We start from the raw sequence: 24,829 nt of genomic DNA on the forward strand, positions 1-24,829 counted from the left end.
TCTATTGCTTCTCCTTTACTCGTTTAGATTTGGAATTCCCGATCATCATCCAAATACCACCGCCGATCAACAATAAGGATACGATAATCGTTCGTAGATACATGTCAACCAAATTATAAATCTCTCCATTCGGAAACAGACGATCCAAAGTAGGAACTAATACGTTGATTAAGATGTAATAGGCTCCTAGCAATAGCAACCCCAAGCCTACCCAGCGGTGATATTGTGCAAACATACCGATCACAGGCTTGTCGATCAGCGGCTCCCGTCCATAACGGCTTACTTGCTGCAACGCATCAAAAAAGCTATAAAACCAGACCACCGGAATCAGGAACAAAAAGAGTGAAAGATGCAGCACGTCCAGTACATAGATGCCTCCTAAAAACAGAAGCATGAGCTGGAGTCCACGCTTTTGCAAACCGATATACATATGTCCGGCACCGGGAAATACCGATAAAATGGTAGCCAGCATTTTACTCCGCCGTCCCTCGACTCTTCCATATTCCAGTTCCTCAAACAAAGTACGGTCCTGAAGCATTTCTCCCGCTTGTTTGCGATGTACATGCTGCACCGCATCAAACATGCAATACAGCCAAATGATCGGTAACACGCCCGCAAACGCCAAAAATCCGGATTCGTTTGTAACGCTGGTAATAAAAACGAGGATCGCTCCAAAGCCAAAGAAAGATAGCAGAAAAGACAAACCACGCTGCATCAGCCCCAAATGAAGGTGTCCCAATCCAGGAATGAACGACAGCAAAATCGTAAAAAAGCGTTCATTGTCCGATCCCTTTTGAAAAGCTGGTGATCCTGCCATACCATAGTGTCCTTGTTGATAATAGTTATAGCCCGGACCATATCCCATTCCTGCTCCCGGCGCATCCGTATCTGAGTGTGTTGCCTCCTCCGGTACCTCTCCTGTTAAACCAGCCTGTCCATAAGGTCCGCTTTGCGAGTAAAAACCATATGGGTTGGGTCCTGCATGAGGGGGATATGGAACAGGGGCTGCACGAGGATCATAACGCAACAAGCTAATGATGATATGCAGCATACTCAGCCCCCATAAAAGGGCAGCAATAAACAAACTCACCACAAAAGGCGCTCCGTCACTTGCTATCACTGAAAAAAATATTCCTCCTGCCAGACATCCGAAAAACAAAATGGTGTATACAAACGCATTGGCTTTTCTGGTCCAGTAATAGTGTCCTACACCCGGAATGATGTTCAATAGAAATGCCAAGAGCTTGCTTCTTTCCGTATAAGGCATCGCTACACTTCCTTTCTATTTATGGAATTTTAATGAAGTTCCCATCTGAAGGTTGTTGTTTTTGAGTTTTTCGTCTCACCCTTTATCCGAAGATTTAGGGCTTTAATTTATCGAGCCAGGTCGTGGTAGCTTGCATGACTTCTTCACTGTAAGAGACGCGTTCTTTTGGAGGAATCGGCTTTCCGTCTGTTTGCGGCATCATTTTGTCAAAGGCTCCACTGGACAACAAGATCAACGTTAGACTTGCGGCGACAACATAGTGAAACGCAGATTTTTCAAACCAGCGGCGTTTTTTGAACATAACTTGACTCGGTTCAGCTTCTAGCTCGGGAAGAACGGCCATTACCTGATCTGTGAAGCGATCCGTATCCATCCAGGCAGAATAATCTTTCATAGTTGACTCCAGTTGCTCCAGAGCGACAAGATATAACATCAGCGCCTGTTCGTCTTCCAGCAGGAGCCTTTCCAGCCGGGCAGATTCCTCTATCGTGCAAGTTCCTGCAATGTAAGCATGCCAGTCATTCGATTTCCCTTCAATCCACGGTTTATCCTGTTGGTCAGTCATTGCCATTCCTCCTCCTTCCAGTGGTTTCGAATCCATAGTCGCGCCCGGTAGAGTCTCGACTCTACCGTTTTTAAAGCTACCTGCGTCTCTTCTGCAATTTGGTCGTAGGTTTTGCCCTGCATATAGTAGGCTTGAATAATATCCCGATGTTGCTGGGGCAACTGAGCGATTTTTTGCGATAGTTCTTTAATTTGCTCCTCGCGGATGAGACGAGCCAGCACATCCTCATCCCGGGAAGGGAGCTGTACAAGGGATTGTGCGACGTCTATTAGCTCTGCGGGGCGTCTGTCCTGTTTGCGCTTAATATCCAGCGCTTTGTGGAGCGCAATTCGGCTCAGCCACGTTTTAAAACCTTCGTTCCGGTACTGGGGGAGAGACTTGTACACCTGAACGAATGCCTCCTGCGCGGCATCTTCTGCTTCCTTGCTGTCATGCAGCACCGAATAGGCGATATGAAATACATGCTTGCTGTACAGCTCTACGATCTCACGGAACGCCTGCCGGTCACCAGACCGTATTCGTTCAATGATTCTCTCTATATCAATGACGCTCTCCCCCTTCCCAATACTATAGACGCCAGGAAATTTCCTTCCCCTGCATATTTCGAAAAAATAATTTAAAAAGGACACACCCTCCTGACGGAATGGTGTGTCCTCTATCATTAAAGCTATTTAGACCGATACATTAATTGCGTCCGCCACCACGGAATCGCTGGGTGTATTCTTTGGCATCCTGTGCATTACGGACACGGTTTCGGCTCCACTCCAGCAAAATACGGTCTATATACCGGAAATGTACCTTCCCTGCAAATACCGCTTCTTTCAAAGCCAGCAAAATCAACTCCTCGGGATACCGATCCTGATCCACCCAGCTGGTGATCGTCTCGTATTCCATCGGTGATAATGGTCGCCCGAATTCTTTCTCAAAAATCGTGAACAAATTCCGTTCTTCTGTAAGTGGGGATTCTGATATTCCATTCAGTAAATCCAGCTTTCCGGCAAACAAAATGTCATCTTCATCGTGCTGCTCGTTACGCTCGGCAATCATACATTCTGCCAACTTACGATACAGCCCCGTCAAATTGTAACGTTCGAATTGTACGGACGAGCTGCGGTCTTCTACAGAATCGATTCTCAAAAATCCTTCTTTCATGAGCTTACTAAAATAGAGTGCGATTTCGTTCGCAGTGCATCCGATACGGGCCTGCAATTGTTCCCATGTCGGAAATTCATTACGTTCCGCTTGTTTGAAGGCAAGCAACTGCATCAGTAGCAGCATTTCGCCATCTGCCAGTCGAAGTGTTCGATAATGCTTGAGCAGGGCGTAGGGAATCTGGACCATTCCGGCTTCCATAGCAAAGGCTACTCCCTCCGCCCATTCTGCCGCTGATGTCTTGTCGAATGATCCGGTCATCGGTTACGGATACAAACGATACAGCATACGTGGGAACGGAATCGTTTCACGTACATGATCGAGTCCACAAATCCATGCTACTGTACGCTCCAGGCCCAGTCCAAAACCAGAATGCGGAACGGTACCATAGGTGCGCAGATCCATATACCATTGGTAGGCTTCACGAGCCAAGTTATGCTCGTTAAAACGTTCTTCCATCAATGCTGGATCATCAATCCGTTGGGAACCCCCGATAATTTCGCCATAGCCTTCAGGAGCGATCATATCGGCACACAGAACAACCTCTGGACGGGTCGGGTCTGGTTTCATATAGAATGCCTTAATGTGTGTCGGCCAATGTGTAATGAACACAGGCTTGTTATATCTTTCGGCAATCGCCGTTTCATGAGGAGCACCAAAGTCTTCCCCCCATGGGATATCAAATCCTTCACCTTGAAGGAAGGCAATCGCCTCATCATACGTAATACGTGGGAATTCGCCTTGAATTTGCTCCAGCTTCGAAACATCGCGTCCGATAGTTTCAAGCTCCTTCGCACAATTTTTCAGAACAGATTGCACGATATGACTTACAAACTGCTCCTGTACGCGCAAGGATTCTTCATGATCCACAAAAGCCATCTCAGGTTCGATCATCCAGAACTCAATCAGGTGACGACGTGTTTTGGATTTTTCTGCACGGAAGGTTGGACCAAAGGAATACACTTTGCCCAGCGCCATTGCTGCGGCTTCCATATACAACTGTCCGCTTTGTGTCAAATACGCATCTTCATCAAAATATTTAATGTGGAACAACTCTGTTGTGCCTTCTGCAGAGGAAGGAGTCAAGATGGGTGGGTCCACCTTCGTAAAGCCGTTGCCGTTAAAGAATTCCTGTACAGCACGGATAATTTCCGCCCGTACGATCAGAACAGCACGTTGCTTGGCGGAACGCAACCACAAGTGACGATGATCCATCAGGAAATCTACACCGTGCTCTTTGGGTGTAATCGGGTAGTTTTCGGTCAAATGAATAATCTCAATGCCTGTAACCGTTAATTCAAAGCCCGATTGGCTACGCGGTTCTTCACGCACCACTCCAGTAACGTAAAGGGAGCTCTCTTGAGTCAAGGATTTGGCGTCATTCCAAATATCCTCGGACACTTCGCTTTTCACGATAACCCCTTGAATATACCCGCTACCATCGCGCAGTTGCAGGAACTGAATTTTACCACTAGATCGTTTATTGTTTACCCAAGCGCCGATTGTAACCGTTTCCCCTACATGGCGACCCACTTGGGCAATCGTACTTTTATTCGTCATGACCGTCTCTCTCCTCTTAACCGAAAATCAAACAGCCCTTCCCCCTGGGTCAGGCTGTTTGCTCTCGCTGTTTGGTGTATGTGGAACTCAAACAATAGTCCACATGCATAAAATTTACAATTTCGAACCGAACTACTGAACCAGACGGAACGTGTCGCGGGCAATAACCAGTTCTTCGTTCGTTGGAATGATCAGTACTTCTACCTTTGAATTTGCAGTTGTAATTCGGCGAGGCTCGCCAGAACGAATAGCATTCAACGATTCATCCAGCTCGATACCGAGGAATGTCAATTGCTCCAACACTCTCTTACGCAGAACGATGGAGTTCTCGCCTACACCTGCTGTAAATGCAATTACGTCTACCCCGTTCATTGCGGCAGCATACGATCCAATGTATTTGCGCAGACGGTATTCATACATTTCAAATGCCAATGTAGAATTAGCTTCGCCTTTTTCCATACCTTCTGTGATTTCACGCATGTCACTGCTGATACCGGAGATAGCTAAAAGTCCACTATGCTTGTTCAGCATGGAATTGACTTCATTGACAGTCAATTCTTCTTTGTTCATGACATAAGGTACAATTGCTGGGTCCAAATCACCACTACGAGTACCCATCATAAGGCCTTCCAGTGGAGTCATCCCCATGGAAGTATCAACAGACAAACCGCCTTGAACTGCTGTTACACTACCACCATTACCGATATGACAAGTAATAATCTTCAGGTCTTCCAAAGGACGACCAAGGAATTTGGCTGCTTCCTTACTCACAAAGTCATGGGAAGTACCGTGGGCACCGTAACGACGAACCTTGTACTTATTGTACAACACTCTTGGAATGGCGTACATATAAGCTTTTTCAGGCATGGTTTGATGGAACGAGGTATCGAATACTACAACCTGCGGTACATCTGGCATATTCAATTCAGCCGCTTTAATCCCCATCATGGAAGCAGGGTTATGCAGTGGCGCCAGGTCAAACAAGCGGCGGATTTCACTCTTCGCTTCAGGCGTTACAACTGCTGACTGTTTGAAGATTTCGCCTCCATGAACCACACGGTGGCCCACAGCCTGAATTTCGCTAGTACTGGAGATTACACCATGTTCAGCATCTGTGAGTGCGTTCAGCACTTTACGGATGGCTGTAGTATGTTCCAAAATTTCGCTAACTTCGGTGTATTCTTCTTTATTGGTTGGCTTATGCGTCAGAATGGAGGAATCCATACCGATGCGCTCTACCAATCCTTTTGCCAGAACGGACTCGTCCGTCATATCATACAATTGGTATTTCAGGGAAGAACTCCCTGCATTGATTACGAGAATTTTCATATCCGGTCACCATCCTTGTCGTACTTAAAGAAGCCTTCGCCCGATTTCACGCCCAGATTACCTGCACGCACCATTTTCTTCAGAACGATGGACGGACGATATTTCAATTCGCCGAATTCACGGAACATACGCTCCAGAGCAGCCAAAACGGAATCCAGACCAAAGCGGTCAGCCATTTCCAAAGGACCGCTTTGGAAGCTATAGCCGATTCGCATAGCGTCATCAATATCTTCAGCGGAAGCCACGCCCTCTTGAAGTACATGGGCCGCTTCGTTAATCAGCAGACAGATAATCCGGCTTGTTACGAATCCAGGAGATTCATAAATCATGACTCCTTTTTTCTCCACTATTTCTTCCACGAACATCTTAGTGTGTTCAAAGGTATCATCCGAAGTTTTCAAACCACGAATAATTTCTACAAGATCAATACGGGATACTGGATAAATAAAGTGCATACCAATAACACGCTCAGGATACTTGGTCGAGCTAGCAAGCTCGGTCAGGCTCAGCGTGGATGTATTACTTGCAAGAATAATATTGCTTGGACACACATAATCTAGCTCTTGGAACACTGCTTTCTTCTCGTCCAGATTCTCTGTAATAGTCTCAATGACCATATCGCAGCTGCCGAGCTCCGCCAAATGAATTACTTTTTGAATACGGGATAAGATCAATTTTTTCTCAGCTTGAGTAATTGCCCATTTTTCCAGTTGTTTGTCCAGACTCGTTTCAATCATATTGTAGGCGTAGTCTAGTTTCTCTGGTGTCTGCTCTACCAGCAGCACATCGATTCCTTTGGACGCGAGCATTTCAGAAATCCCCTGTCCCATGGTGCCGCCGCCGATGACGCCGATTTTTTTAAATTGCATGATTCTTAACTCCACCCTTTCCTGGTCACTCTCATATATTGTATCCTTCTTTGTCGAAAAATACATGTTTATGTCCCAATAGATAATAATATCTTAGCACGGACTAAAAGTAAAAAAAAATAACCAGCATAAAAAATTATGCTGGTAATAAAGCATTTTCACTAAATTGACATCTAAATTGGTCTCCAGACAAAGTTTCTTCCTTCATCAGGATGTCAAGTGAGTTGTCGAACACAGGACGATGCTTTTCCAGCAGTTCCAAAGTTCGGGTATGCAGGTCAGCCATAATCTCGCCATTTTCCCGCATGAGTTCTTCTTTCGTTACCATTTCCATGTTAATAATGCCAAGTGAAGTCAAACCGGAAGTCATCATCGTATGGACGATGTTCAGCGCCTGCTCAAAATCATTACTAGAGCCGGTACTTCGACCGCCATAGTACATTTCTTCTGCCGTAGCCCCTGCGAGCGAGATCATAATCTGCTCCTCCAGATACTGCTTGGTGTATAAATAATGCTCTTGCTGTGGATTGTGGCGCACATATCCAAGCGCTTTCCCACGTGGGCTAAGTGCTACCTGGCTTACGCTACCAGGACGAACAATTTCGGCCATAATAGCATGTCCTAGTTCATGAATCGCTACACGTTTTTTCTCTTCCAGGGTCGATTCTCGATCTGTCTTTTCACCCATCATCACTTTGTCAATTGCCATCGACAGATGTTTCTGCGCAATCATTTTCTGATCCTGTCTCATCGCATAGATTGCCGCTTCATTCATTACGCTCTCCAGCTGTGCGCCAGAAAACCCGTAAGATTCCTCAGCAATTTTATCCAGATTCGCATCTTCCTGAATCGGTTTGTTTTTGGCATGAATTTTAAGAATATGAAGACGGCCCTTCTTATCAGGCAAATCCACTTGAATATGACGGTCAAAACGCCCTGGACGCGTTAAGGCGCTGTCCAGCATTTCTTTACGGTTTGTTGCCGCAATGATCAAAATCCGCGGTGTATCTACCGAATAAATACCATCCATTTCTGTCAGCAACTGATTCAAAGTCTGATCATATTCTCGTTGCTGTCCACCCTCACGTTTACCACCAATAACGTCGATTTCGTCAATAAAAATAATTGCATTTTCCTTCTTTTCCTTGGCTGCACGAGTACGTGCCTCCCGGAACAACTCACGCACACGACCTGCTCCAACACCAACGTACATTTCAACAAATTCACTACCTGAGGCTGCAACAAAAACAGAATTAGTATAGTGTGCCGCTGCCTTAGCCATCAGTGTTTTTCCTGTTCCCGGAGGACCTGTGAGCAAAACGCCTTTTAAGGGACGGATACCAAACTTGGAGATTTCATCATGTCGATTCAAAAAATCCAAGGCCTCACGCAGCTCCTGCTTAGCGCTTTCTTGCCCACCGATTTCCTCAAAAGTCAGCTTGTCCGGACCATTTTTTTTACGTTTACGTTCTTGCCCAGCACCTACGGCCAAGCCCCCACGAGCATGCATGAGCATTAACAAGCCGCTGAACATCACACCAGCAACTAGAAGAGGGATAATATTTACCCCAATAAAAACGAGAAATATAATGGTTACCGGCACAATGCCGATTAATATTTCCTTGATCCATCTAGGCATTAGGCCATACCCCCATCTGCTGAGATTGACGTGGCAAAACGATAAACTTGGTCGCTTTCCCTTCGCTGAGTCGGATATAGACATTGTTCGAATCCATGTCGGTATCAGCTTTGATACTCGTCTTTTTCTTTTTCATATGCTCAACTGTAGATGAAATTTGAGTATACTTTCTATTTTCCATCGCTTCGGCTACAGGAAACATAGCCTCAGACCACCATTGATTCAGTGCTGAATTGGAACGGTCTGCAATATCGAGCTTAATGGTGCGGCTGCCAATGATGGATTGTCCTTTTTGCTTAACTACATCGACCAATCCGGCCACATCCGCCTGCGGTTTGAGATCTAGTTTCAATACAACCTGATCCTGTTTAATATCTATTTGAGCGCTTGTCACGCCTGGATATTGAGAAACCAGTTTTTCCAGAGGACTTTGCATTGTAACCTGACGGTAAATGAACCATCCTCCAAATAGCAGCAAAGCTGCCAAAACTGCCGCCACAACGATAGGAACTGCACGCAATTTCAAACAACATCCTCCTCTCAAAATGTAAAACTCAGAAGAAACGGGACGAATGTCAACAAACAACCAAATTGCATGATCTTACAGTGATCAGCAATTCTTTTTTCTATCATTTTTGTCTATCACTTATAAAATATAGTATATCATAACGTATATCTAAAATCGAAGGCAATGTGTGGAGGAGTTGTGATGAGGCAAAATCTTTGGTTATGGTGGAGGTGGGACGCTGCGTGTAGGATTTGATCTTACGATCGCTGTTGCCCGCCATAAAGATGAATTTGCCTTAGGAGAGAAGTTGGGTAGGTAAAGATGCTTCGCTGGCATTCAGCTCATCTTTACGGCATAGCAAGACTAAAAGACGTAAATACGAATTTCATCGCATTTACGTCTTTTTCTTGAGCTTTTAATCATTTACTAGTCATTCATTCCACATCTGCTGATCCTCAACCAGCTCAGTTATTGGGCAAAGTATACTTTACCCCCGTCGCTCCCCCATCTAAAAAACGGTAAAAGGCATAGTAATGATGGCTTCCATCATCGTAAAACAGCTGCCACACATATTCGCCATTGAACACACTCGGCTGGAGGCTTACAATTTTTACACCTGGAAGCTGCTGCTGAATTAGCGACGTCATTTTTTGCTCGTCGACTCCGTTCTTCAGCAGCTCGGTATGAACACCGCTATTATCTGCGGCAGGTACGTTAGGTTGTCCCTCCACTTTTTGAAAAGGAACCCATACCATTATATTTTCATTCTGTGCATTTTTCCCTTGAACCACCCAATAAACCTGATCCCATACAGACTTCCATGTTTGAGTCGTGCTAACCAGGCCACCTGATTGCTTGGCCTTAATGATAGCGGCATTTTTCTCAGCCACCTGGTCTTGAGTAACATAGGAATAATACCAGAAAATGCTGACCAGGATCAGTATCACGGCCAAAATGGCGACCGCTATCCATTTTTTCTTATTTTTCAAACCCGTGCTTCCTCTCTAAGGGGATGTGACACCTGAATTAGCGCGACAGCAGCCCTTCAAAGGCGGCTTGTGCCTCATGTTTGATACGTTCCTCGTCCATAGTCAGGCATTCGCCGTTTTTCACAACCTGACGACCGTCTACCCACACATGAGCCACGTCCTTGGCGCTTGCAGAGTATACCGCATGGGAAATAAGATCTGTACGCGGCAAGAAATGTGCCTGATTCAGATCCAGCGCGATAAAGTCAGCCTTGTTGCCTGCTGCCAACGCTCCTACTTCTTTTAAACCAATCGACTTTGCACCGTATTCTGTTGCCAGACGCAACGCTTCACTTGCAGGAACTGCCGTAGGGTCACCGGATACACCCTTGTGAATAAGTGCTGCCAGACGCATTTCCTCGAACATATCCAGGTTATTATTGCTGGCAGGACCATCCGTTCCGAGAGAAACCGTAACCCCTGCACGCAGCAATTCAGGCACTCTTGCCACACCACTTGCCAGCTTCAAGTTGCTGCCAGGATTGTGCGAAACCGCTACACCACGTTCTGCCAGTAAAGCTATTTCTTCGTCGTTCAAATGAACGCCATGGGCAACAAGCGAAGGACGGGAGAAAAAGCCAAGCTTATCCAAGTGTGCAACCGGGCGCAAACCGTAGTCGCGAACGTTTTGCTCCACTTCGGCGATCGTCTCGGACATGTGCGTATGCAGTGGCAAGTCCAGATCATGCGCAGCTTGTACGAATTTTTCAATAAACGCAGGTGGACATGTATATGGCGCGTGCGGAGACATCATCGTAGTAATACGCCCGTCTGCTTTACCGTGCCAGTTACGTGCAAAAGTCACGGCCTCTGCCAGCTTGATTCGCTGTTCTTCCTCCGAACATAGTCCAATTGCTCCACGCATCAGACTTGCACGAATACCTGACTCTTCAGCCACACGAGCCACCTCATCCATATGATCGTACATATCGAGGAAGGTTGTTGTTCCACCTTTCAGCATTTCCAGCACAGACAAGGACGTACCCCAGTACACGTCTGTAGATGTAAACTTGGCTTCCATAGGCCACATTTTTTCCTGAAGCCATACTTGAAGTGCCAAATCATCTCCATGCCCACGCAGTAGAGACATCGCCGCATGACCATGAGTATTAATCAGACCAGGTAAAAACAATAGACCCTTACCATCGATCGCTTCCGTCTCTTCCTCACCCGCAGGCAAGGTCTCACCAATATAAGTAATACGACTATCCTCCACAATCATAAAACCATGGATTACCCCAGCTTCTGATCCATTTACGGCAAAAGATCCGTTTTTAATCATCCATTTATTCACTGTCATATTGTGTTTCTTCCTTTCCGTCCTCCAAATAATAAGCGAGGCTAAGCAAATCAGTTGTAAAGTCTGTGGCATGAATCCGAATGTTGGCTGGTGCCTTGAGAGTAGTCGGTGCAAAGTTCAGGATCGCTCCAATTCCGCTCTCAATAAGCCTGTCAGCCACGTGCTGTGCTTCAAAATCAGGTACGGTAATAATCCCGATTCGAATGTGTTTTTCTTTCACAGTCGCTTCCAGTTCATCCATCGGTTGCACGACCAATGTATTGATCTTGGTTCCTACCTTATCCGGAAACGCATCAAATACCGCTACAATCTTCATATTGTCTTTTAAATAAGCGTTATAATTCGAAAGGGCTTGCCCCAGATTACCCGCTCCGACCAATACTACATTAATTTGTTGGTCGATTTTCAGGATATGGCGTATTTTCTCAATGAGATAAGAAACATCATAACCGATACCCTTCCGACCAAAATCTCCAAAATAAGCAAGATCTTTACGGATTTGGGCCGGGTTCAAATCTAGCCTCTGTCCCAGCTCTTGAGAAGAGACCGTAGCCACCTCCCGTTTGTGCAGTGCATTCAGATAACGTAAATATACGGGTAACCTCCGTACGACAGCCTCTGAAATTTTATCTGATTTCATACTTGCTCCCCCTAATTGTAACGAACATACTTATGTCCGTCCGTTATGCCTCGGTCTCCGGGGCGGATTGGAGCCATTCGGCGATGCGGGGCACCATTTGCTCCGATGGCATATGCTCCATTTTTGGTCCCGGTAACGAGTACAAAAAGTGCTTTCCGTAATAGGATTCAATCACACGCGTATCATAAACGATAACGACCCCGTGGTCGTTCGCTGTACGTACCAACCGACCAAATCCCTGTTTGAAGCGAATGACCGCTTGCGGTACAGACAGTTTCATAAATGGATTCTTCTTCTGCTGCTGGAGCAGTTCGCTTTTTGCCTCCAGCAGCGGGTGATTCGGCGGTTGAAACGGCAAGCGAACAATGGCTAGACAAGTCAGAGCCTTCCCCGGAATATCGACGCCTTCCCAGAAGCTGCTGGTCCCCAGCAATACAGAAGCTTTCGCTTCCTGAAAACGGCGGGTTAGCTTGCTGCGACTTCCACTGTCCACGCCTTGTCCCAGCACAGTAATTTCGCTGGATGCTAAGGCCTCTTTGAGCGGCTCATACACTTGCCGGAGCATCCGATAGGACGTAAACAGAACGAGCATTCTCCCACGTGTCGCCTGAGCAGTCGCTCCTACAGAGCTAACGAGCATATCTACAAAATGCGCATCTCCTACACTGCCCTTCACACTTGGGAAATCCCGTGGAATAACCAGCAACACCTGATCCCTGTAATTAAAGGGTGACGGGAGCTGCGAAGTCATCAGCCGCTCTTGATCTGCGGCCTCCTGTAAGCCGAGCTGATCGATCATGTACTGAAACGACTTATCTACCGATAAGGTAGCAGACGTCAGAATAATGCTTCTTTTTTTGTCAAAAAACATTTCTTTCAACTGGCGGCTCACATCGACGGGCACCGCATAAAATTGCAATGATTTACTACGGAATTGTCCGCTCGCCTCGAGCCAGTATACGGTTGTTTCATCATCGAGTCGGATAAAAAAGCGCAAATTTTCTCGAATCCCCGCCAAATCCTTGAGCAGACCCGTGATATCTGTAATAAGGCTATCCGCCGCATAATCGTCATGTTCTTCCTTGACGTCCAGCATCAGCTTGTCGCCCTTGCGCAAAATTTCGCTCATCGTTACATATAGCTGATTTTCCAAAGCTCCCGCCTGATCCCACTTTGCAGGCTTGGCCGAAGGTTTGAGACGGGAAGAAAACTGTCCTGTTTCACCCGGTGTCGCATCACTTCGCTCCGGCAACATGCCAAACAGCTTGTCGCTTAGCAGGTCCCAAGTTTCCTTCACCTCTAACACGAGCGGATACAGCTGATCGATGGTTGAGGCCCAATCTGCCGACTTCTCGTGCCCCGATTTCGCCAACTGTTGACGAAGTGAGGGCAGTTGTCCATTCTTGCTGTCTTTGAACAGTCGCGTCAGTGTATGCACGAGTGTGAAATATTTCATATGCATACCTAGGTGTTTACCAGCTACTTCCTCCAGGTGATGGGCTTCATCTATCACCAGATGTTCATAGCTCGGCAACAACTGATGACTGGCTTTGACGTCTGTGAACAACTTAGAATGATTCGTAATAACAACATCCGCTATTCCTGCTTCATGGCGTGCACGATGATAATAACATTTGCGGAACCATGGGCAAGAACGACCAAGACAGGACTCTGAATCACTCGCCACTGTTTCCCAGAAATCCCCTCCACGGTTGCTCAGATTCAGTTCTTCATCATCACCGGTTTCTGTTAACGTCAACCAGACGATCATCTGAGCCGCTGTAATTAAATCTTCCTTCGGTGTAGCGAAGTCTCTTCTGTTTATTTTATGTTCAAACTTACGCAGACACAAATAATGTCCCCGACCCTTGAAAATAGCTGCCCGGAACGGAAACGGAATCACCTTGGTCAGCATCGGAATGTCGCGCTCGCGTAATTGTTCCTGCAGGTTGATCGTATGTGTACTCACCATAACGCGCTGTCCCTTTTTCACACTGTGATACAGCGATGGGAGCAAATAACCCAGAGACTTCCCTGTTCCTGTACCTGCTTCAATCAGCAGATGCTTGTCTTCACTCAGTGCCTGATTCACACCCTCAATCATCTGTATCTGCGCCTCGCGCTCCTCATATTGACTCAAGGATGAACGCAAATTGTCCCGCACATCATCCATGTACTCCTCAAAGGTAACACCTGACAGTGGATTCGGGTCATCTTCTCTACGCGGAGCAGCTAGCTCCGTCCAATCTTCCACTTTTAGCGCAAGCTGACGAAAAAACTGATGTCCCTCCAAATCCTGAATAGGATCAAGCTCTTTCTCTTCACGCACCCCATCAAGAAACCATCCAAGGTCACTGTCTTCCTCTGCAAACAAATCACTAAGCCGCTGTATCGTTATCAGAGGTAATGCTTGAAGCTCACCCAGACACTTTAAAAACACCTCGGCCGTAGCCAATGCGTCGCTGTCTGCTTGGTGAGGGCGATCATGTGCCAGCCCGAACTCAGAAGACACAAAACCCAACTGATACGAAGATAGCGATGGAAACATAATTTTCAGAAAATCCATTGTATCCAAGATTCTTCCGCTAAATGGCAAGTATCCGCACCGATCCAGAGCGTTTTGCAAAAAATTAAAATCAAACGCCACATTATGACCGACCAGTACAACATCGTCCAGCATAGGCACAAGCTCCATCATCATTTCTTCAAGTGCAGGTGCATCCTTCACGTCATCGTCTGTAATTCCGGTCAATCCAGTGATAAAAGGTGGAATAGATCTGCCAGGGTTTACATAAGAGCCGTAAACACGGGAAATGCTGTTATCATGATCTATAATTGCAAGTCCGACTTGAATGATGTCATCCGCGGACTGGGTGCCTGTCGTTTCAAAATCCAATACCGCAAATTTCATTCGGGCTTAATCCTTTCCTATGACACTTACAAAAATAATAACTCCGTATATTAGCATAGCAGAAGATCGCGTGTTTGGAAATTAAGACAGCCAAAAAAGACGATGCATACGCCGCCTCAGGAGGTGGGCATGCATCGTCTTACTCGGTGTCTGACAACTACATCCAGGTCATTATGGAGCTGTCGTATCGAAGCTTTTCGATACCGGACAAACAGGCTTCCATATTGTGCAGCGGCTCGGGTAACGCAGGATCGAACTGATGTGCGAGAGCAAAACATTTTTGCGCCTCCTCTACGTCAGCCTGCTTTGCTAACAGACAGCCTAGCGCATTATAGATGACCGCTTTTAGTCCCGCCTGCTCAGTCAGGTCCAGCACCTTCTGAAAATGGTATACAGCCTCTGCTGGATCATCTAGTTGAAAATAGGCCATTCCCATATACATGCGACTCTGCCAACTGTCCGGAAAATGCTGTAGTACCTGCTCAAATTGTTGGATCGCCTCAGGGTACATAAGTAATCGATAATACCCTTGCCCCCGACTAAAAGCCGGCAGCTCTTTTTCAGGCAGCTCCGTGTCAGACATATCGGTCTCCGCGGAAAAGCCGGCCGCACGCAGGCAAACCATTTTTTCCTCAAAGGCCAGCCACTCATCCATAATTCCGTCACTCATTCTCCGCAGCAGACTCCAGTGCTGTAGCAGCTCCTGCCTGCGGGAGCCCTGGGCTGATGGGTAATGCTTCACGATATCATCTAACATGCTGTTCATTTCTGCGAATACATGCTGGAACATGTGCATCCCGCCCTTATGAAAGATGGATTAATACACTCACATTTTTCGCTTAAAAGACGGGTTTCATCCGCACTCCCATTCATTACATGATCGTCGCATGTACTTCTTTGTTCATCGTTTGGGCTGGTTTATTATGTTCATCAACAAATACCACTGTTGGTTTGTATGTTTTGGCCTCTTCATTTGACATGGAAGCATAGGAAATAATAATGACTGTATCACCAGGCTGCACCAAACGAGCTGCCGCACCGTTGAGACAGATCACACCGCTCCCACGCGGTCCGGGGATAACATAGGTTTCCAGTCGAGCTCCATTGTTATTGTTTACAATTTGAACCTTTTCATTCTCCAACAGATCCGATGTCTCCATGAGATCTTCATCTATAGTGATACTCCCCACATAGTTCAGGTTAGCTTCCGTAACCGTAGCGCGGTGAATTTTGGATTTCATCATGGTTCTAAACATGGGAAAGCACCTCCGCCTTCTGTATTCTTATATTGTCAATCAGTCGGGTACTGCCAAATTTCACAGCCAGCGCTACGATGACGTCTTCCTGAACATCACATAGCCGCTGCTCGGGAAGAAGGGGCTCCAGACCGGGAAAAGTTAAAATTTCAATGTAATCAATGTCTGCTAAAGGAGAGGAAGTAATGGTGGACTCCACCATTTGATGTAACTGACGAATGGTAATTGTGTTTGTTACAATATCTTCGCTCACTTCTTGCACCTTACGCAGTGACTGGGACAGCACCAATGCCTGCTCGCGCTGTTCTACACTTAAATACACGTTACGGGAGCTGAGGGCCAAACCATCCGCCTCTCTGACGATGGGACAAGGTACGATAGTCACGTTCATATTGAGATCAGTCACCATCTGCTGGAGCACAGCAACCTGCTGCGCGTCCTTCATCCCAAAAAAGGCCAAATCAGGACCTATCATGTTAAAAAGCTTGGCTACCACCGTAGTCACACCATCAAAATGGCCGGGACGGGAAGCACCGCACAAGCGATCTGTCAAAGCGGATACACGAATTTTGGTTTGGGTTGGTTGTGGATACATTTCTGCTACAGTTGGCAAAAATACAATATCCACGCCTTCGCGCCGCGCTACCTCCAAATCACGAGCTTCATCGCGCGGATAGCTATCTAGATCTTCATTTGGTCCAAATTGAATCGGATTTACGAAAATGCTTAGCACCACCGTATCTGCCATTTCACGCGCCTTGTGCATCAAGCTCGCATGTCCTTCATGCAGGTATCCCATCGTTGGTACAAAGCCGACTTTATGTTGCAGTAAAGAGGCAGAATCGTGTACCGTTTTTGCTCCATTGGCTCCAAGTTGCCGACGTTCGGCAATAACCTTGCGTAGTTGAGCCACTTCTCTTACGATGATCATGACTGAGATTCCACCTTTTCCTTAGCTTGTTTCTGCGCTTGTCCTTTTGCCTGTCCGTACAAGGACTCCAGGGACTCCACAACACGGTCATCCGCGCTGAATACATGCTCTGCGGCCGGGAATGCCCGCCCTTTCACATCACTCACATACTGCTCAATGCTGCTACGGATCAAGCCGCCTACATCGGCATAGGTTTTAACAAAGCGTTTGCTGAAATAAGGAGATGCGTACTGAATCAGATCGTGATAAACAAGTACTTGACCGTCACATCCACGTCCTGCACCGATTCCAATGGTTGGAATGGAAAGTTCTTTAGAAATCGCCGTTGCCACTTCCTCAGTCACCAATTCCAAGACAATACCAAAGGCACCCGCCTGCTCTAATGCCTTGGCATCTGCCATCAACCGGCGTGCGTCTGCTTCGTCCTTACCTTGAATGCGATAGCCACCAATTTGATTAACTGATTGCGGAGTAAGCCCGATATGTCCCAGCACAGGTACACCTGCCTGAACAGTCGCTTTTACGACATCGGTAATTTCAGCTCCGCCCTCCAATTTAACAGCATGCGCATGTCCTTCTTGCATCAGACGGCGGATGCCTTGAAGACTTTCGGATATGCTGCCGTGATATGTCATAAAAGGCATGTCCGCTACGATAAATGTATGCTCAGCGCCTCTTGCAACTGTCCGGGAATGGTACACCATATCATCCAAGGTCACAGGGATGGTCGAATCGTAACCAAGAACTACGTTACCCAGCGAGTCCCCCACGAGAATGATGTCAATTCCCGCCTCCTCGGCTATCTTAGCCGATGGATAATCATAGGCGGTCAGCATACTGAGCGGAATGCCCTCCTGCTTCATTTTTTTCATTTTTACAATATTCAGCGCTTGTTTTCCTGCCATCGCGAATGGCTCCCTTCCATCTTTTTTTGGCACAAAAAATAACCTTTTATGAACGCCTGTACATCTGCGTCATCAAAAGGTCCGAACAGCCAAAAAAGACACTCATTTTGAGATCGTCCCTTCTGTCTCGGTCCTGTTCGGCTCAGAGCAGAATCCAACGTAACCTTCAAATGAAGTTATGATGGTCTTACAAACTTGCTAAAGTAGAGCAATGTGCCCTTGGAGTGCAGCTCGGACCGTCCGATGCCGCCTCCTGCACAGTATAACAAAAAACATCAGCTTTTTCACGTGAAGTTTCACACAGGAAACAGAAAGATTGTGGTCGTATACTCAGCTAGGGTCGCTTCTACAATTGTATATCCCCTGAAATAACCTGAATCCGCTCACCCTGGTTCGTTTCTATCACTAGTGCCCCTGAAGGGTCCAAGCCCACCGCTGTACCTTCTACCGCTATCCCTTGTCCCGTATGTGCCCGAACGCTGCGGTTCATCGTCACGGATAACGCCTCCCACAGCATGGCTATGGGCTGGAACCCCTGCTCGGCATACAACTTACTTAGCAGCTCCATTTCTTCCAGAACTGCAGCAATCAGTGCAGTACGGTCAATTTCAAGCCCTGCTTCTATTTTCAAGGATGTCCCTACATGGGATAGCTCTTCCGGGTAATCTTCTTTATTTAAATTTACGTCAATGCCGACCCCTGCAATACAGTAGCGGACCCGTTGATCCTCTGTTGCAGATTCCAACAGAATACCGGATACTTTGCGACCATGAATCAACAGATCGTTTGGCCATTTGATTCCCGCCTCCACACCCGTCAGCCGACGAATGGCTCTACACACTGCTACACCTGTAAGTAGCGTTAGCTGGGGGGTAAAAGCTAAGGGCTGGGTGGGGCGCAATACAATGCTCATCCATATCCCTTTGCCGCGAGGGGAATACCATTTCCGTCCCTGACGTCCCCGACCCGCCGTCTGTTCTTCTGCCAGCACTACCGTTCCCTCCGGCGCACCCTCTTCTGCTAAACGCATAGCATCCTGCTGAGTGGATACCGTCGAATCCAGCACTATGATACGCTGGCCAAACGATTGTGTAGTTAATAGATCTGCCAATTTGGATACTTCCAATCGGTCAGGCCGAGATATCAACCGATAGCCCCGGCGCGAAGAGGCATCGATATTATAACCCAGCTCACGCAGTTTGTTGATTTGCTTCCATATTGCTGTGCGACTAACGGAGAGGCGTCGGCTAATCTCCTCACCAGATACGTAATCGGATGAACCTTCCTCCAGTATGCCTAACAGTCTATCATGATTATTCACTACTCATCACCCGTTTCACTTCCTGAAGCAATGTTTCTGTTTCATTCGGGATATCTCCGCAAGCGACCGCTTGTAAAAGCCGTTCCATCATCTGCCCCAGCCAAGGTCCACCTGGTCGATTCATTGCCTGAACCAGTTCATTTCCAGTAATATTTAAATCTTTGATACGAACGACGGCAGCCTGCTGTGTCCACGAGTTTGCCAGTTCGGCAATCTTCTTCACATGCTTTTCTACCCACGGCGGTAATCCACGGAACGAAGAAGGCAGTGTCTTGTGAAGCTCCAGCCAGTCTGAAGCTGTATCCTTTCCCAGCTTAATTAACAATCGAATCCAGTTACGACGCAGTACCTCGTCGTTGATAGGGTCAGAATCTCTCGAAACAGAGTTGTCAGCTATGGCAACAGCATGGCTGATGAGCTCGGTCTCCCATTCCAATAAATGAACCAAACGCAAACGTACGGCGTTGGAGAAGGTCCAAGCTCTTAATAGCTCGTCCGCTGCCTCGGAGCTAAGTCTACAAGACATAAGGAGCAAACCCCACCGTAGCTCTGCTGGCAGCTGCACGATCTCCTTGAGCGCCTGTGCGTCACATTGTTCCCAGGGAACCGGAACCTTCGTACAGCCAAGCAATCCGCTACGTACCAGCATCTCCAATCCACGTAATGGGTCAGGCCCCGCTAGCATCTTTTCTAACTCGACTCGTACCCGTTCCATGGCTATATATCGAAGTCCCTCTCTGCGACGGATCATACCTTTCCAGGTATTGTAGGCCACTCGGAACCGAAATACAGAGGCAAAACGGATGCAACGCAGCATTCGCAGCCCGTCCTCCTCAAAACGTTCCTCAGCTCGTCCAACACAACGAACGAGAGCAGCTCGCAAATCGGCTTCTCCCCCAAACGGGTCCACCCGCTCTCCGTGTTCTGCCATCGCAATCGCATTCATAGTAAAATCCCGTCGCATCAGATCCTCACGGATATCCTTCACGAAGGCAACTTCCGTTGGACGGCGGTGATCGGCATAACCGCTTTCTGTACGAAAAGTGGTCACCTCGAACGCATGGCCACCCTGCATAACCGTTACCGTCCCATGCTGGATTCCTGTCGGAATAACATGAGGGAATAGCGCTAAGACCTGTTCAGGCTCAGCCGAAGTGGTCAGATCCATATCATGAATAGCTCGTCCTAATAGCTCATCCCGCACACAGCCGCCAACCCAGTAAGCTTCGTGGCCTGCTGCTGTTAGTGTATGTATGACTTCTCTGCCATGAAGTGCCATCTCTTGGTCAGCACATTGCCAAGTATTTGTATTCATAGGGTTTCCCCCTTTGCAAGTATTCAATATAAAAAACGGACGCGAGTCCGCCCCCTTAAACGCTGATCGGTTTAAGATCCGGCACCTCGCGTCCCAACACACGGTAATAGATTTCTTCATATTGACGGGTAATCAGCTCATCACAAAAAACGGTACGGGCGCGGGTCAGACACGCTTCACGGAAACGTTCCGCCATCGCTTCATCGGACAACAGCTCAACTGCATAATCAGCCATCGCCTCAGTATTACCAATTTCAGCAAGATACCCCGTACTTCCATGCACAACGAGTTCAGGAACTCCTCCGGCCTGAGAACCGATTGTCGGCACTCCACAGGCCATTGCTTCCAGCGCAACCAAACCAAAACTTTCTTTTTCCGAGGGAAGCAGCAGCACATCCGCCATAGAAATCACTTCTGCGATCTGATCCTGCTTACCTAAAAAGAAGACCTTGTCTTGAAGACCTAAATCCTCAATTTTGCAACGGATTTTTGGTAGATCCGGTCCTTCCCCCACCAGCAGCAGCTTCGCAGGAACTTTTCGTTGCACTCTTTCAAATATATCCAACACATCGCCCACCCTTTTGACAGGACGGAAATTGGAAATATGCATCATTATTTTTTCATGCGGTTGGGCAAAATCTCTTCTAAGCGCAGCGGCATCTCGTGGATAATACACCCGTTTATCTACAAAATTATAGGTTAAATCAATAGGCCGTGTAATTTCCAGCGCATCTATCGTCTCCCGAATCAAATCTTTGGAAACCGCCGTCACAGCGTCACTTTTGTTAATAGCCAGCCGAATCAGGTCCTTCAACGACTCATCCTGTGCCAACACTGTAATGTCCGTACCGTGCAGGGTGGTTACCACCTTCAGATGATCACCCACCATTTCCTTCGCCAAGTAAGCGCACACTGCATGTGGTACCGCATAATGAACATGGAGTACATCCAAATTCTTCATTTGTGCGACTTGGGCCATTTTGGTCGCCAGTGACAAATCATAGGGCGGATATCTAAACACGTAATAATCGTTAATTTCAACCTCATGATAAAAAATATTTTTCTGAAACGTCCCGCCTAATCTGAACGGAATGCTATTGGCAATAAAATGAACCTCGTGCCCTTTTTCTGCCAGCAACTTGCCCAGCTCAGTAGCCACTACGCCGGAACCACCCAGCGACGGATAACAGGTAATTCCAATTTTCAGTTTGTCATTCAAGCTAGCTGCCTCCTTCCGCTCACCAGTGATAACTTTTCTGCCGATTTATTTTAACACTCTGCAAAATGCTCAAGTATAGAATTCTTATGTGAATAGCTTAACCAGATATGGCGTTTTGGACGCAAACCCTTCTGCATACGTAATCAGTTTGCGCTGACCCAACAACGAGTCGCGAGCTTTTACGCGTTCCACATATCCCTGATTTAATGGAGTGGATACTGTATCCTTTCCAGGCGCTGCCTGAAATTGCGAAGCATAACTCAATAATGACTGTTCCTTGACTTCATAATGCTCGGTGATATCCACAATCAAATCCGTTCTGCCAATATCATTGATAAAATAAAAATATAATTGCTCTACCTGTACCGCAGGATTTTCTGGCATAAAACGTCGCAACTTCGCGTTAAATACCGCTTCCTCCACCAACTTGCTACACATGACATGGTCTGGATGCCGATCCTCCCAATAAGGAGCGAATACGACTTTCGGTGCATGGCGCCTGATTTCTGCTGTAACTGCAGCTACATGTTCAGGAGTTACATATAATCCACGATCAGGCAGACCCAAATTCGTCCGCACAGCAAGCCCGAGCACTTTCGAAGCATGTTCAGCTTCTGACATACGAGTATCCACATCACCATTGGATGACATTTCAGCCCGCGTCAAATCGCACACGCCCACCTTTAAACCAACGGCTGTATGCTTGGCAATCGTGCCTCCCATTCCTATTTCTGCATCGTCGGCATGAGCTCCGAAAATCAGAATATCCAGCGTCATTATATATCACCCTGCTGGTCAATGCCCGGTTTATATTTATGTACCAGCTCACGCCAAGCAAAATCGCCTCGGTCTAGCGCTTTCACCAGTATTTCAGCAGTTGCAACGTTTGTTGCCAAAGGAATCCCCTGCACGTCACACAAACGTAACAAGGCACTAATGTCCGGCTCATGCGGTTGTGCCATGAGCGGATCACGCAAGAATATAATCAAGTCCATGTCATTTTGCGCAACCATAGCCCCGATTTGCTGATCTCCTCCAAGCGGCCCGGACATGAAACGGTGAATTTCAAGCTTGGTTTGCTCCATAATGCGCAGACCTGTTGTACCTGTTGAAAATAACTTGTGATCTGTAAAAACATGCTCATAGGCCGTTATGAAATTTACCATTTCATCCTTTTTTCGGTCATGCGCTATAAATGCAATCTTTAACATTCGAAGTTCCTCCTGCCTCATTCTATAATTTCATTCGTCCAATCATTCGCGTATTCTTAATCGATGTAATGCTCAAATCCATATACAAGCCCTGGCTGCTCCATGACCTTCTGAATACCGATTTTAACACCCGGCATATAGCCCGCCCGTTCATAAGAATCCTGACGAATCTTCAGAGATTGTCCAAACCCTCCGAATATCACTTCTTGCTGTGCGAACACACCGGGAAGACGGACACTGTGGACACGAAACCCTTGATAGTAACCTCCCCGTGATCCTTCTAACGTTTCTTCCTCTTCCGGGTTACCCTGTCGCAGCTCTTCACGCTGTTCGGCGATCAGCTCTGCGGTCTTAATGGCTGTGCCCGATGGCGCGTCCAATTTTTGGTCACCATGATATTCGATAATTTCCAGATGTGGGAAGTATTTCGCTGCCTGAGCCGCAAACCGCATCATCAAAATGACGCCAATTGAAAAGTTTGGCGCGATCAGACCACCAATTTGCTGCTCACGACACTGCTTGTCCAGTTCATCAATCTGTTCGGGAGTAAACCCTGTTGTTCCGATAACCGGACGAACTCCATGCTTGATAGCAAGCGCTGTATGTGCATATGCAAAACGCGGCCCCGTAAAATCGACCATGACATCCGCTCGGCTATTCAGTAATGCCTGCTCCACATCCTCCACAATAGCGATACCCGATTCCGGTAGTCCGACGAGAAGGCCGGCATCACTGCCGGCATGTGTTCTGTTCACTGCGGCCACAAGCTGTAGTTCCTCATCTTGAAGAACCAATTTGACAACTTCACGGCCCATACGCCCTGCTGCTCCTACAACAGCCACTTTTATTGGTTCTGACATATCCCTACAACTCCTTATGCATCCATTTGTGCTAGATCTGTTCATTCATCTGCTGGCATAACTTCTTCATGAGGTTGGCAAGCTGCACATTGTGAGGAAACAGCGCAGCCGCCTCACGAGCAGCCTGCACAGCCAGCTTATACTCATTCATTTCGTCATAAATCAATGCGAGCAGCAAAAAAGCATCCCCACATAACGGATCGAGGGCTATTGCTCGTTCCAGTAGCAAAATCGCATCCTGACGCACCTGCGGCGTAGCTCTGTCGACATCCAGCATTTTTCTGGCCTTCTCCGTATGCTGCCTGGCTTCCTGCGCATGCAGATGGAGAACATATTCATCCTGCTGTGGAGCGAGACGAACCGCATGCTCTGCGTATGCGAGAGCCTGCTCCAAACGACCACTACGAGCATAGGTAACCGAGCACCGGAAATAATGCTCCGCATGATCAGGCTGAGCTGAAATTGCTTTTTCAAACCATTCCACGGCCTGCTCAAAATCGTTCTGCAAAATGCACTGATAAGCTTTCTGAACGTATTCCTCCGCCTTCATGACACTGCACCTCCGGGTAACCGGTTTGGTACAGCATATGTACAAAGCGCCTAATCGGTGTCCTTTTTAGTCCAGCGATTCGCATCACGCGTGTTAAATTTATGCATAACCTTATCATGTGCCTCGGTCAAATTTATACCTAGCGAGTTCGCAAAGCAGATGGTGATGAACAAAATGTCCCCCAGCTCCAGCTCAATGGAATTGTCCGCCTCATCCGTTTTTTTCGGTTTCTCGCCAAAGGAGTGATTGACTTCCCTCGCCAGTTCCCCGACTTCCTCAGACATCCGGGCCAACATCGCTAAAGGGCTAAAATACCCTTCCTTAAATTGAGATATATACTGGTCTACCTCACGTTGAATTTCATCTAATGATTTTTCCATGAAACACGCAATCCCCCCATGTGCAGGTTTATTCATATGTTATCGTAAAGCACATTTTAAAACAAATTTTTTTTAATTGTGAACTTATGACCCCAACTTACTGTCATCAGTCT

Annotated in this window: 25 protein-coding genes; all 25 read right to left on the reverse strand. The window is 47.1% G+C overall.

Annotation, left to right across the window (positions count from 1 at the left end; translation table 11 throughout):
* Window position 1: 1 nt before the first annotated feature.
* The 25 genes from MKY35_RS14825 to MKY35_RS14945 all read right to left on the reverse strand — a co-directional run bounded on the left by MKY35_RS14825 (window position 2) and on the right by MKY35_RS14945 (window position 24,716).
* A complete protein-coding gene (locus MKY35_RS14825; RefSeq protein ID WP_342444121.1) occupies window positions 2-1,267 on the reverse strand; it encodes a multi-tm2 domain protein in 1,266 nt (421 codons plus the stop codon).
* A gap of 94 nt (window positions 1,268-1,361) precedes the next feature.
* Window positions 1,362-1,832: a hypothetical protein gene (locus MKY35_RS14830; RefSeq protein ID WP_342444122.1), complete on the reverse strand. Its 471-nt coding sequence runs from the start codon at window positions 1,830-1,832 to the stop codon at window positions 1,362-1,364.
* The gene (locus MKY35_RS14835) at window positions 1,829-2,494 is read right to left on the reverse strand and encodes an RNA polymerase sigma factor (RefSeq protein ID WP_029517378.1); all 666 of its coding nucleotides are present in this window, start codon (window positions 2,492-2,494) and stop codon (window positions 1,829-1,831) included. Before MKY35_RS14835 ends, MKY35_RS14830 begins: the two co-directional genes overlap by 4 nt.
* A 22-nt stretch (window positions 2,495-2,516) precedes the next feature.
* Window positions 2,517-3,245 carry a DnaD domain-containing protein gene (locus tag MKY35_RS14840; RefSeq protein WP_342444123.1) on the reverse strand — a complete coding sequence of 243 codons (729 nt, stop codon included), beginning with the start codon at window positions 3,243-3,245 and terminating at the stop codon, window positions 2,517-2,519.
* 3 nt (window positions 3,246-3,248) lie between these two features.
* A complete protein-coding gene (gene asnS / locus MKY35_RS14845) occupies window positions 3,249-4,544 on the reverse strand; it encodes an asparagine--tRNA ligase (protein ID WP_013310674.1) in 1,296 nt (431 codons plus the stop codon).
* Between the two features lie 132 nt (window positions 4,545-4,676).
* Window positions 4,677-5,873, reverse strand: a complete 1,197-nt coding sequence (locus MKY35_RS14850; protein ID WP_013310675.1) for an acetate kinase — start codon at window positions 5,871-5,873, stop codon at window positions 4,677-4,679.
* Window positions 5,870-6,742: a 3-hydroxyacyl-CoA dehydrogenase NAD-binding domain-containing protein gene (locus tag MKY35_RS14855; protein WP_069289809.1), complete on the reverse strand. Its 873-nt coding sequence runs from the start codon at window positions 6,740-6,742 to the stop codon at window positions 5,870-5,872. Before MKY35_RS14855 ends, MKY35_RS14850 begins: the two co-directional genes overlap by 4 nt.
* Before the next feature lie 136 nt (window positions 6,743-6,878).
* Entirely contained in the window at window positions 6,879-8,381 is a 1,503-nt protein-coding gene (locus tag MKY35_RS14860) for an AAA family ATPase (protein WP_029517373.1), read from the reverse strand.
* Window positions 8,374-8,907: a hypothetical protein gene (locus tag MKY35_RS14865; RefSeq protein ID WP_342444124.1), complete on the reverse strand. Its 534-nt coding sequence runs from the start codon at window positions 8,905-8,907 to the stop codon at window positions 8,374-8,376. Before MKY35_RS14865 ends, MKY35_RS14860 begins: the two co-directional genes overlap by 8 nt.
* A 446-nt stretch (window positions 8,908-9,353) precedes the next feature.
* The gene (locus MKY35_RS14870) at window positions 9,354-9,878 is read right to left on the reverse strand and encodes a DUF5590 domain-containing protein (RefSeq protein ID WP_342444125.1); all 525 of its coding nucleotides are present in this window, start codon (window positions 9,876-9,878) and stop codon (window positions 9,354-9,356) included.
* A 37-nt stretch (window positions 9,879-9,915) separates the two neighbouring features.
* The gene (locus MKY35_RS14875) at window positions 9,916-11,217 is read right to left on the reverse strand and encodes an amidohydrolase (RefSeq protein WP_342444126.1); all 1,302 of its coding nucleotides are present in this window, start codon (window positions 11,215-11,217) and stop codon (window positions 9,916-9,918) included.
* On the reverse strand, window positions 11,204-11,857 hold the full coding sequence (locus MKY35_RS14880) for a redox-sensing transcriptional repressor Rex (RefSeq protein WP_209947380.1): 654 nt from the start codon (window positions 11,855-11,857) through the stop codon (window positions 11,204-11,206). Before MKY35_RS14880 ends, MKY35_RS14875 begins: the two co-directional genes overlap by 14 nt.
* Window positions 11,858-11,900: 43 nt before the next feature.
* Window positions 11,901-14,768 (reverse strand): ATP-dependent DNA helicase DinG, encoded by a 2,868-nt coding sequence (gene dinG, locus MKY35_RS14885; protein WP_342444127.1) that lies wholly within the window; start codon window positions 14,766-14,768, stop codon window positions 11,901-11,903.
* Between the two features lie 157 nt (window positions 14,769-14,925).
* Window positions 14,926-15,558, reverse strand: a complete 633-nt coding sequence (locus tag MKY35_RS14890) for a tetratricopeptide repeat protein (protein ID WP_342444128.1) — start codon at window positions 15,556-15,558, stop codon at window positions 14,926-14,928.
* Window positions 15,559-15,640: 82 nt separating this feature from the next.
* Window positions 15,641-16,024, reverse strand: coding sequence for an aspartate 1-decarboxylase (gene panD, locus MKY35_RS14895; RefSeq protein ID WP_013371641.1), 384 nt, complete (start codon window positions 16,022-16,024; stop codon window positions 15,641-15,643).
* On the reverse strand, window positions 16,017-16,955 hold the full coding sequence (gene panC, locus MKY35_RS14900; protein WP_342444129.1) for a pantoate--beta-alanine ligase: 939 nt from the start codon (window positions 16,953-16,955) through the stop codon (window positions 16,017-16,019). The genes panD and panC overlap by 8 nt, the downstream gene beginning before the upstream one ends.
* A complete protein-coding gene (panB, locus tag MKY35_RS14905; protein WP_165146943.1) occupies window positions 16,952-17,860 on the reverse strand; it encodes a 3-methyl-2-oxobutanoate hydroxymethyltransferase in 909 nt (302 codons plus the stop codon). The genes panC and panB overlap by 4 nt, the downstream gene beginning before the upstream one ends.
* Before the next feature lie 346 nt (window positions 17,861-18,206).
* Window positions 18,207-19,181, reverse strand: a complete 975-nt coding sequence (locus MKY35_RS14910) for a biotin--[acetyl-CoA-carboxylase] ligase (RefSeq protein ID WP_342444130.1) — start codon at window positions 19,179-19,181, stop codon at window positions 18,207-18,209.
* A complete protein-coding gene (locus MKY35_RS14915; RefSeq protein ID WP_342444131.1) occupies window positions 19,174-20,496 on the reverse strand; it encodes a CCA tRNA nucleotidyltransferase in 1,323 nt (440 codons plus the stop codon). Before MKY35_RS14915 ends, MKY35_RS14910 begins: the two co-directional genes overlap by 8 nt.
* A 55-nt stretch (window positions 20,497-20,551) precedes the next feature.
* Window positions 20,552-21,715: an N-acetyl-alpha-D-glucosaminyl L-malate synthase BshA gene (gene bshA / locus MKY35_RS14920; RefSeq protein WP_029517362.1), complete on the reverse strand. Its 1,164-nt coding sequence runs from the start codon at window positions 21,713-21,715 to the stop codon at window positions 20,552-20,554.
* 84 nt (window positions 21,716-21,799) lie between these two features.
* The gene (bshB1, locus tag MKY35_RS14925; RefSeq protein ID WP_341039512.1) at window positions 21,800-22,492 is read right to left on the reverse strand and encodes a bacillithiol biosynthesis deacetylase BshB1; all 693 of its coding nucleotides are present in this window, start codon (window positions 22,490-22,492) and stop codon (window positions 21,800-21,802) included.
* Window positions 22,492-22,926 carry a methylglyoxal synthase gene (gene mgsA / locus MKY35_RS14930; RefSeq protein ID WP_029517360.1) on the reverse strand — a complete coding sequence of 145 codons (435 nt, stop codon included), beginning with the start codon at window positions 22,924-22,926 and terminating at the stop codon, window positions 22,492-22,494. Before mgsA ends, bshB1 begins: the two co-directional genes overlap by 1 nt.
* A 56-nt stretch (window positions 22,927-22,982) precedes the next feature.
* On the reverse strand, window positions 22,983-23,786 hold the full coding sequence (dapB, locus tag MKY35_RS14935) for a 4-hydroxy-tetrahydrodipicolinate reductase (RefSeq protein WP_342444132.1): 804 nt from the start codon (window positions 23,784-23,786) through the stop codon (window positions 22,983-22,985).
* Between the two features lie 31 nt (window positions 23,787-23,817).
* Window positions 23,818-24,336 carry a tetratricopeptide repeat protein gene (locus MKY35_RS14940; RefSeq protein WP_029517358.1) on the reverse strand — a complete coding sequence of 173 codons (519 nt, stop codon included), beginning with the start codon at window positions 24,334-24,336 and terminating at the stop codon, window positions 23,818-23,820.
* Window positions 24,337-24,386: 50 nt separating this feature from the next.
* Entirely contained in the window at window positions 24,387-24,716 is a 330-nt protein-coding gene (locus tag MKY35_RS14945; RefSeq protein ID WP_029517357.1) for a nucleotide pyrophosphohydrolase, read from the reverse strand.
* Window positions 24,717-24,829 lie beyond the last annotated feature (113 nt).

Source organism: Paenibacillus sp. FSL L8-0638 (genome assembly GCF_038593075.1).
Lineage (GTDB): Bacteria > Bacillota > Bacilli > Paenibacillales > Paenibacillaceae > Paenibacillus > Paenibacillus polymyxa_D.

Excerpts from the sequence above, each read along its gene's own strand:
- MKY35_RS14945 (WP_029517357.1), bottom strand. The coding sequence starts at position 24,716 with ATGGAAAAATCATTAGATGAAATTCAACGTGAGGTAGACCAGTATATA.
- MKY35_RS14860 (WP_029517373.1), bottom strand. The coding sequence starts at position 8,381 with ATGCCTAGATGGATCAAGGAAATATTAATCGGCATTGTGCCGGTAACC.
- MKY35_RS14830 (WP_342444122.1), bottom strand. The coding sequence starts at position 1,832 with ATGACTGACCAACAGGATAAACCGTGGATTGAAGGGAAATCGAATGAC.
- MKY35_RS14880 (WP_209947380.1), bottom strand. The coding sequence starts at position 11,857 with ATGAAATCAGATAAAATTTCAGAGGCTGTCGTACGGAGGTTACCCGTA.
- MKY35_RS14940 (WP_029517358.1), bottom strand. The coding sequence starts at position 24,336 with ATGAAGGCGGAGGAATACGTTCAGAAAGCTTATCAGTGCATTTTGCAG.
- bshB1 (WP_341039512.1), bottom strand. The coding sequence starts at position 22,492 with ATGACGCTGGATATTCTGATTTTCGGAGCTCATGCCGACGATGCAGAA.
- MKY35_RS14850 (WP_013310675.1), bottom strand. The coding sequence starts at position 5,873 with ATGAAAATTCTCGTAATCAATGCAGGGAGTTCTTCCCTGAAATACCAA.
- MKY35_RS14835 (WP_029517378.1), bottom strand. The coding sequence starts at position 2,494 with ATGATAGAGGACACACCATTCCGTCAGGAGGGTGTGTCCTTTTTAAAT.
- MKY35_RS14840 (WP_342444123.1), bottom strand. The coding sequence starts at position 3,245 with ATGACCGGATCATTCGACAAGACATCAGCGGCAGAATGGGCGGAGGGA.
- MKY35_RS14915 (WP_342444131.1), bottom strand. The coding sequence starts at position 20,496 with ATGAATACAAATACTTGGCAATGTGCTGACCAAGAGATGGCACTTCAT.
- panC (WP_342444129.1), bottom strand. The coding sequence starts at position 16,955 with ATGATCATCGTAAGAGAAGTGGCTCAACTACGCAAGGTTATTGCCGAA.
- MKY35_RS14825 (WP_342444121.1), bottom strand. The coding sequence starts at position 1,267 with ATGCCTTATACGGAAAGAAGCAAGCTCTTGGCATTTCTATTGAACATC.
- MKY35_RS14890 (WP_342444128.1), bottom strand. The coding sequence starts at position 15,558 with ATGTTCCAGCATGTATTCGCAGAAATGAACAGCATGTTAGATGATATC.
- panB (WP_165146943.1), bottom strand. The coding sequence starts at position 17,860 with ATGGCAGGAAAACAAGCGCTGAATATTGTAAAAATGAAAAAAATGAAG.
- dinG (WP_342444127.1), bottom strand. The coding sequence starts at position 14,768 with ATGAAATTTGCGGTATTGGATTTTGAAACGACAGGCACCCAGTCCGCG.
- mgsA (WP_029517360.1), bottom strand. The coding sequence starts at position 22,926 with ATGTTAAAGATTGCATTTATAGCGCATGACCGAAAAAAGGATGAAATG.
- MKY35_RS14875 (WP_342444126.1), bottom strand. The coding sequence starts at position 11,217 with ATGACAGTGAATAAATGGATGATTAAAAACGGATCTTTTGCCGTAAAT.
- dapB (WP_342444132.1), bottom strand. The coding sequence starts at position 23,786 with ATGTCAGAACCAATAAAAGTGGCTGTTGTAGGAGCAGCAGGGCGTATG.
- panD (WP_013371641.1), bottom strand. The coding sequence starts at position 16,024 with ATGTTTAGAACCATGATGAAATCCAAAATTCACCGCGCTACGGTTACG.
- asnS (WP_013310674.1), bottom strand. The coding sequence starts at position 4,544 with ATGACGAATAAAAGTACGATTGCCCAAGTGGGTCGCCATGTAGGGGAA.
- MKY35_RS14855 (WP_069289809.1), bottom strand. The coding sequence starts at position 6,742 with ATGCAATTTAAAAAAATCGGCGTCATCGGCGGCGGCACCATGGGACAG.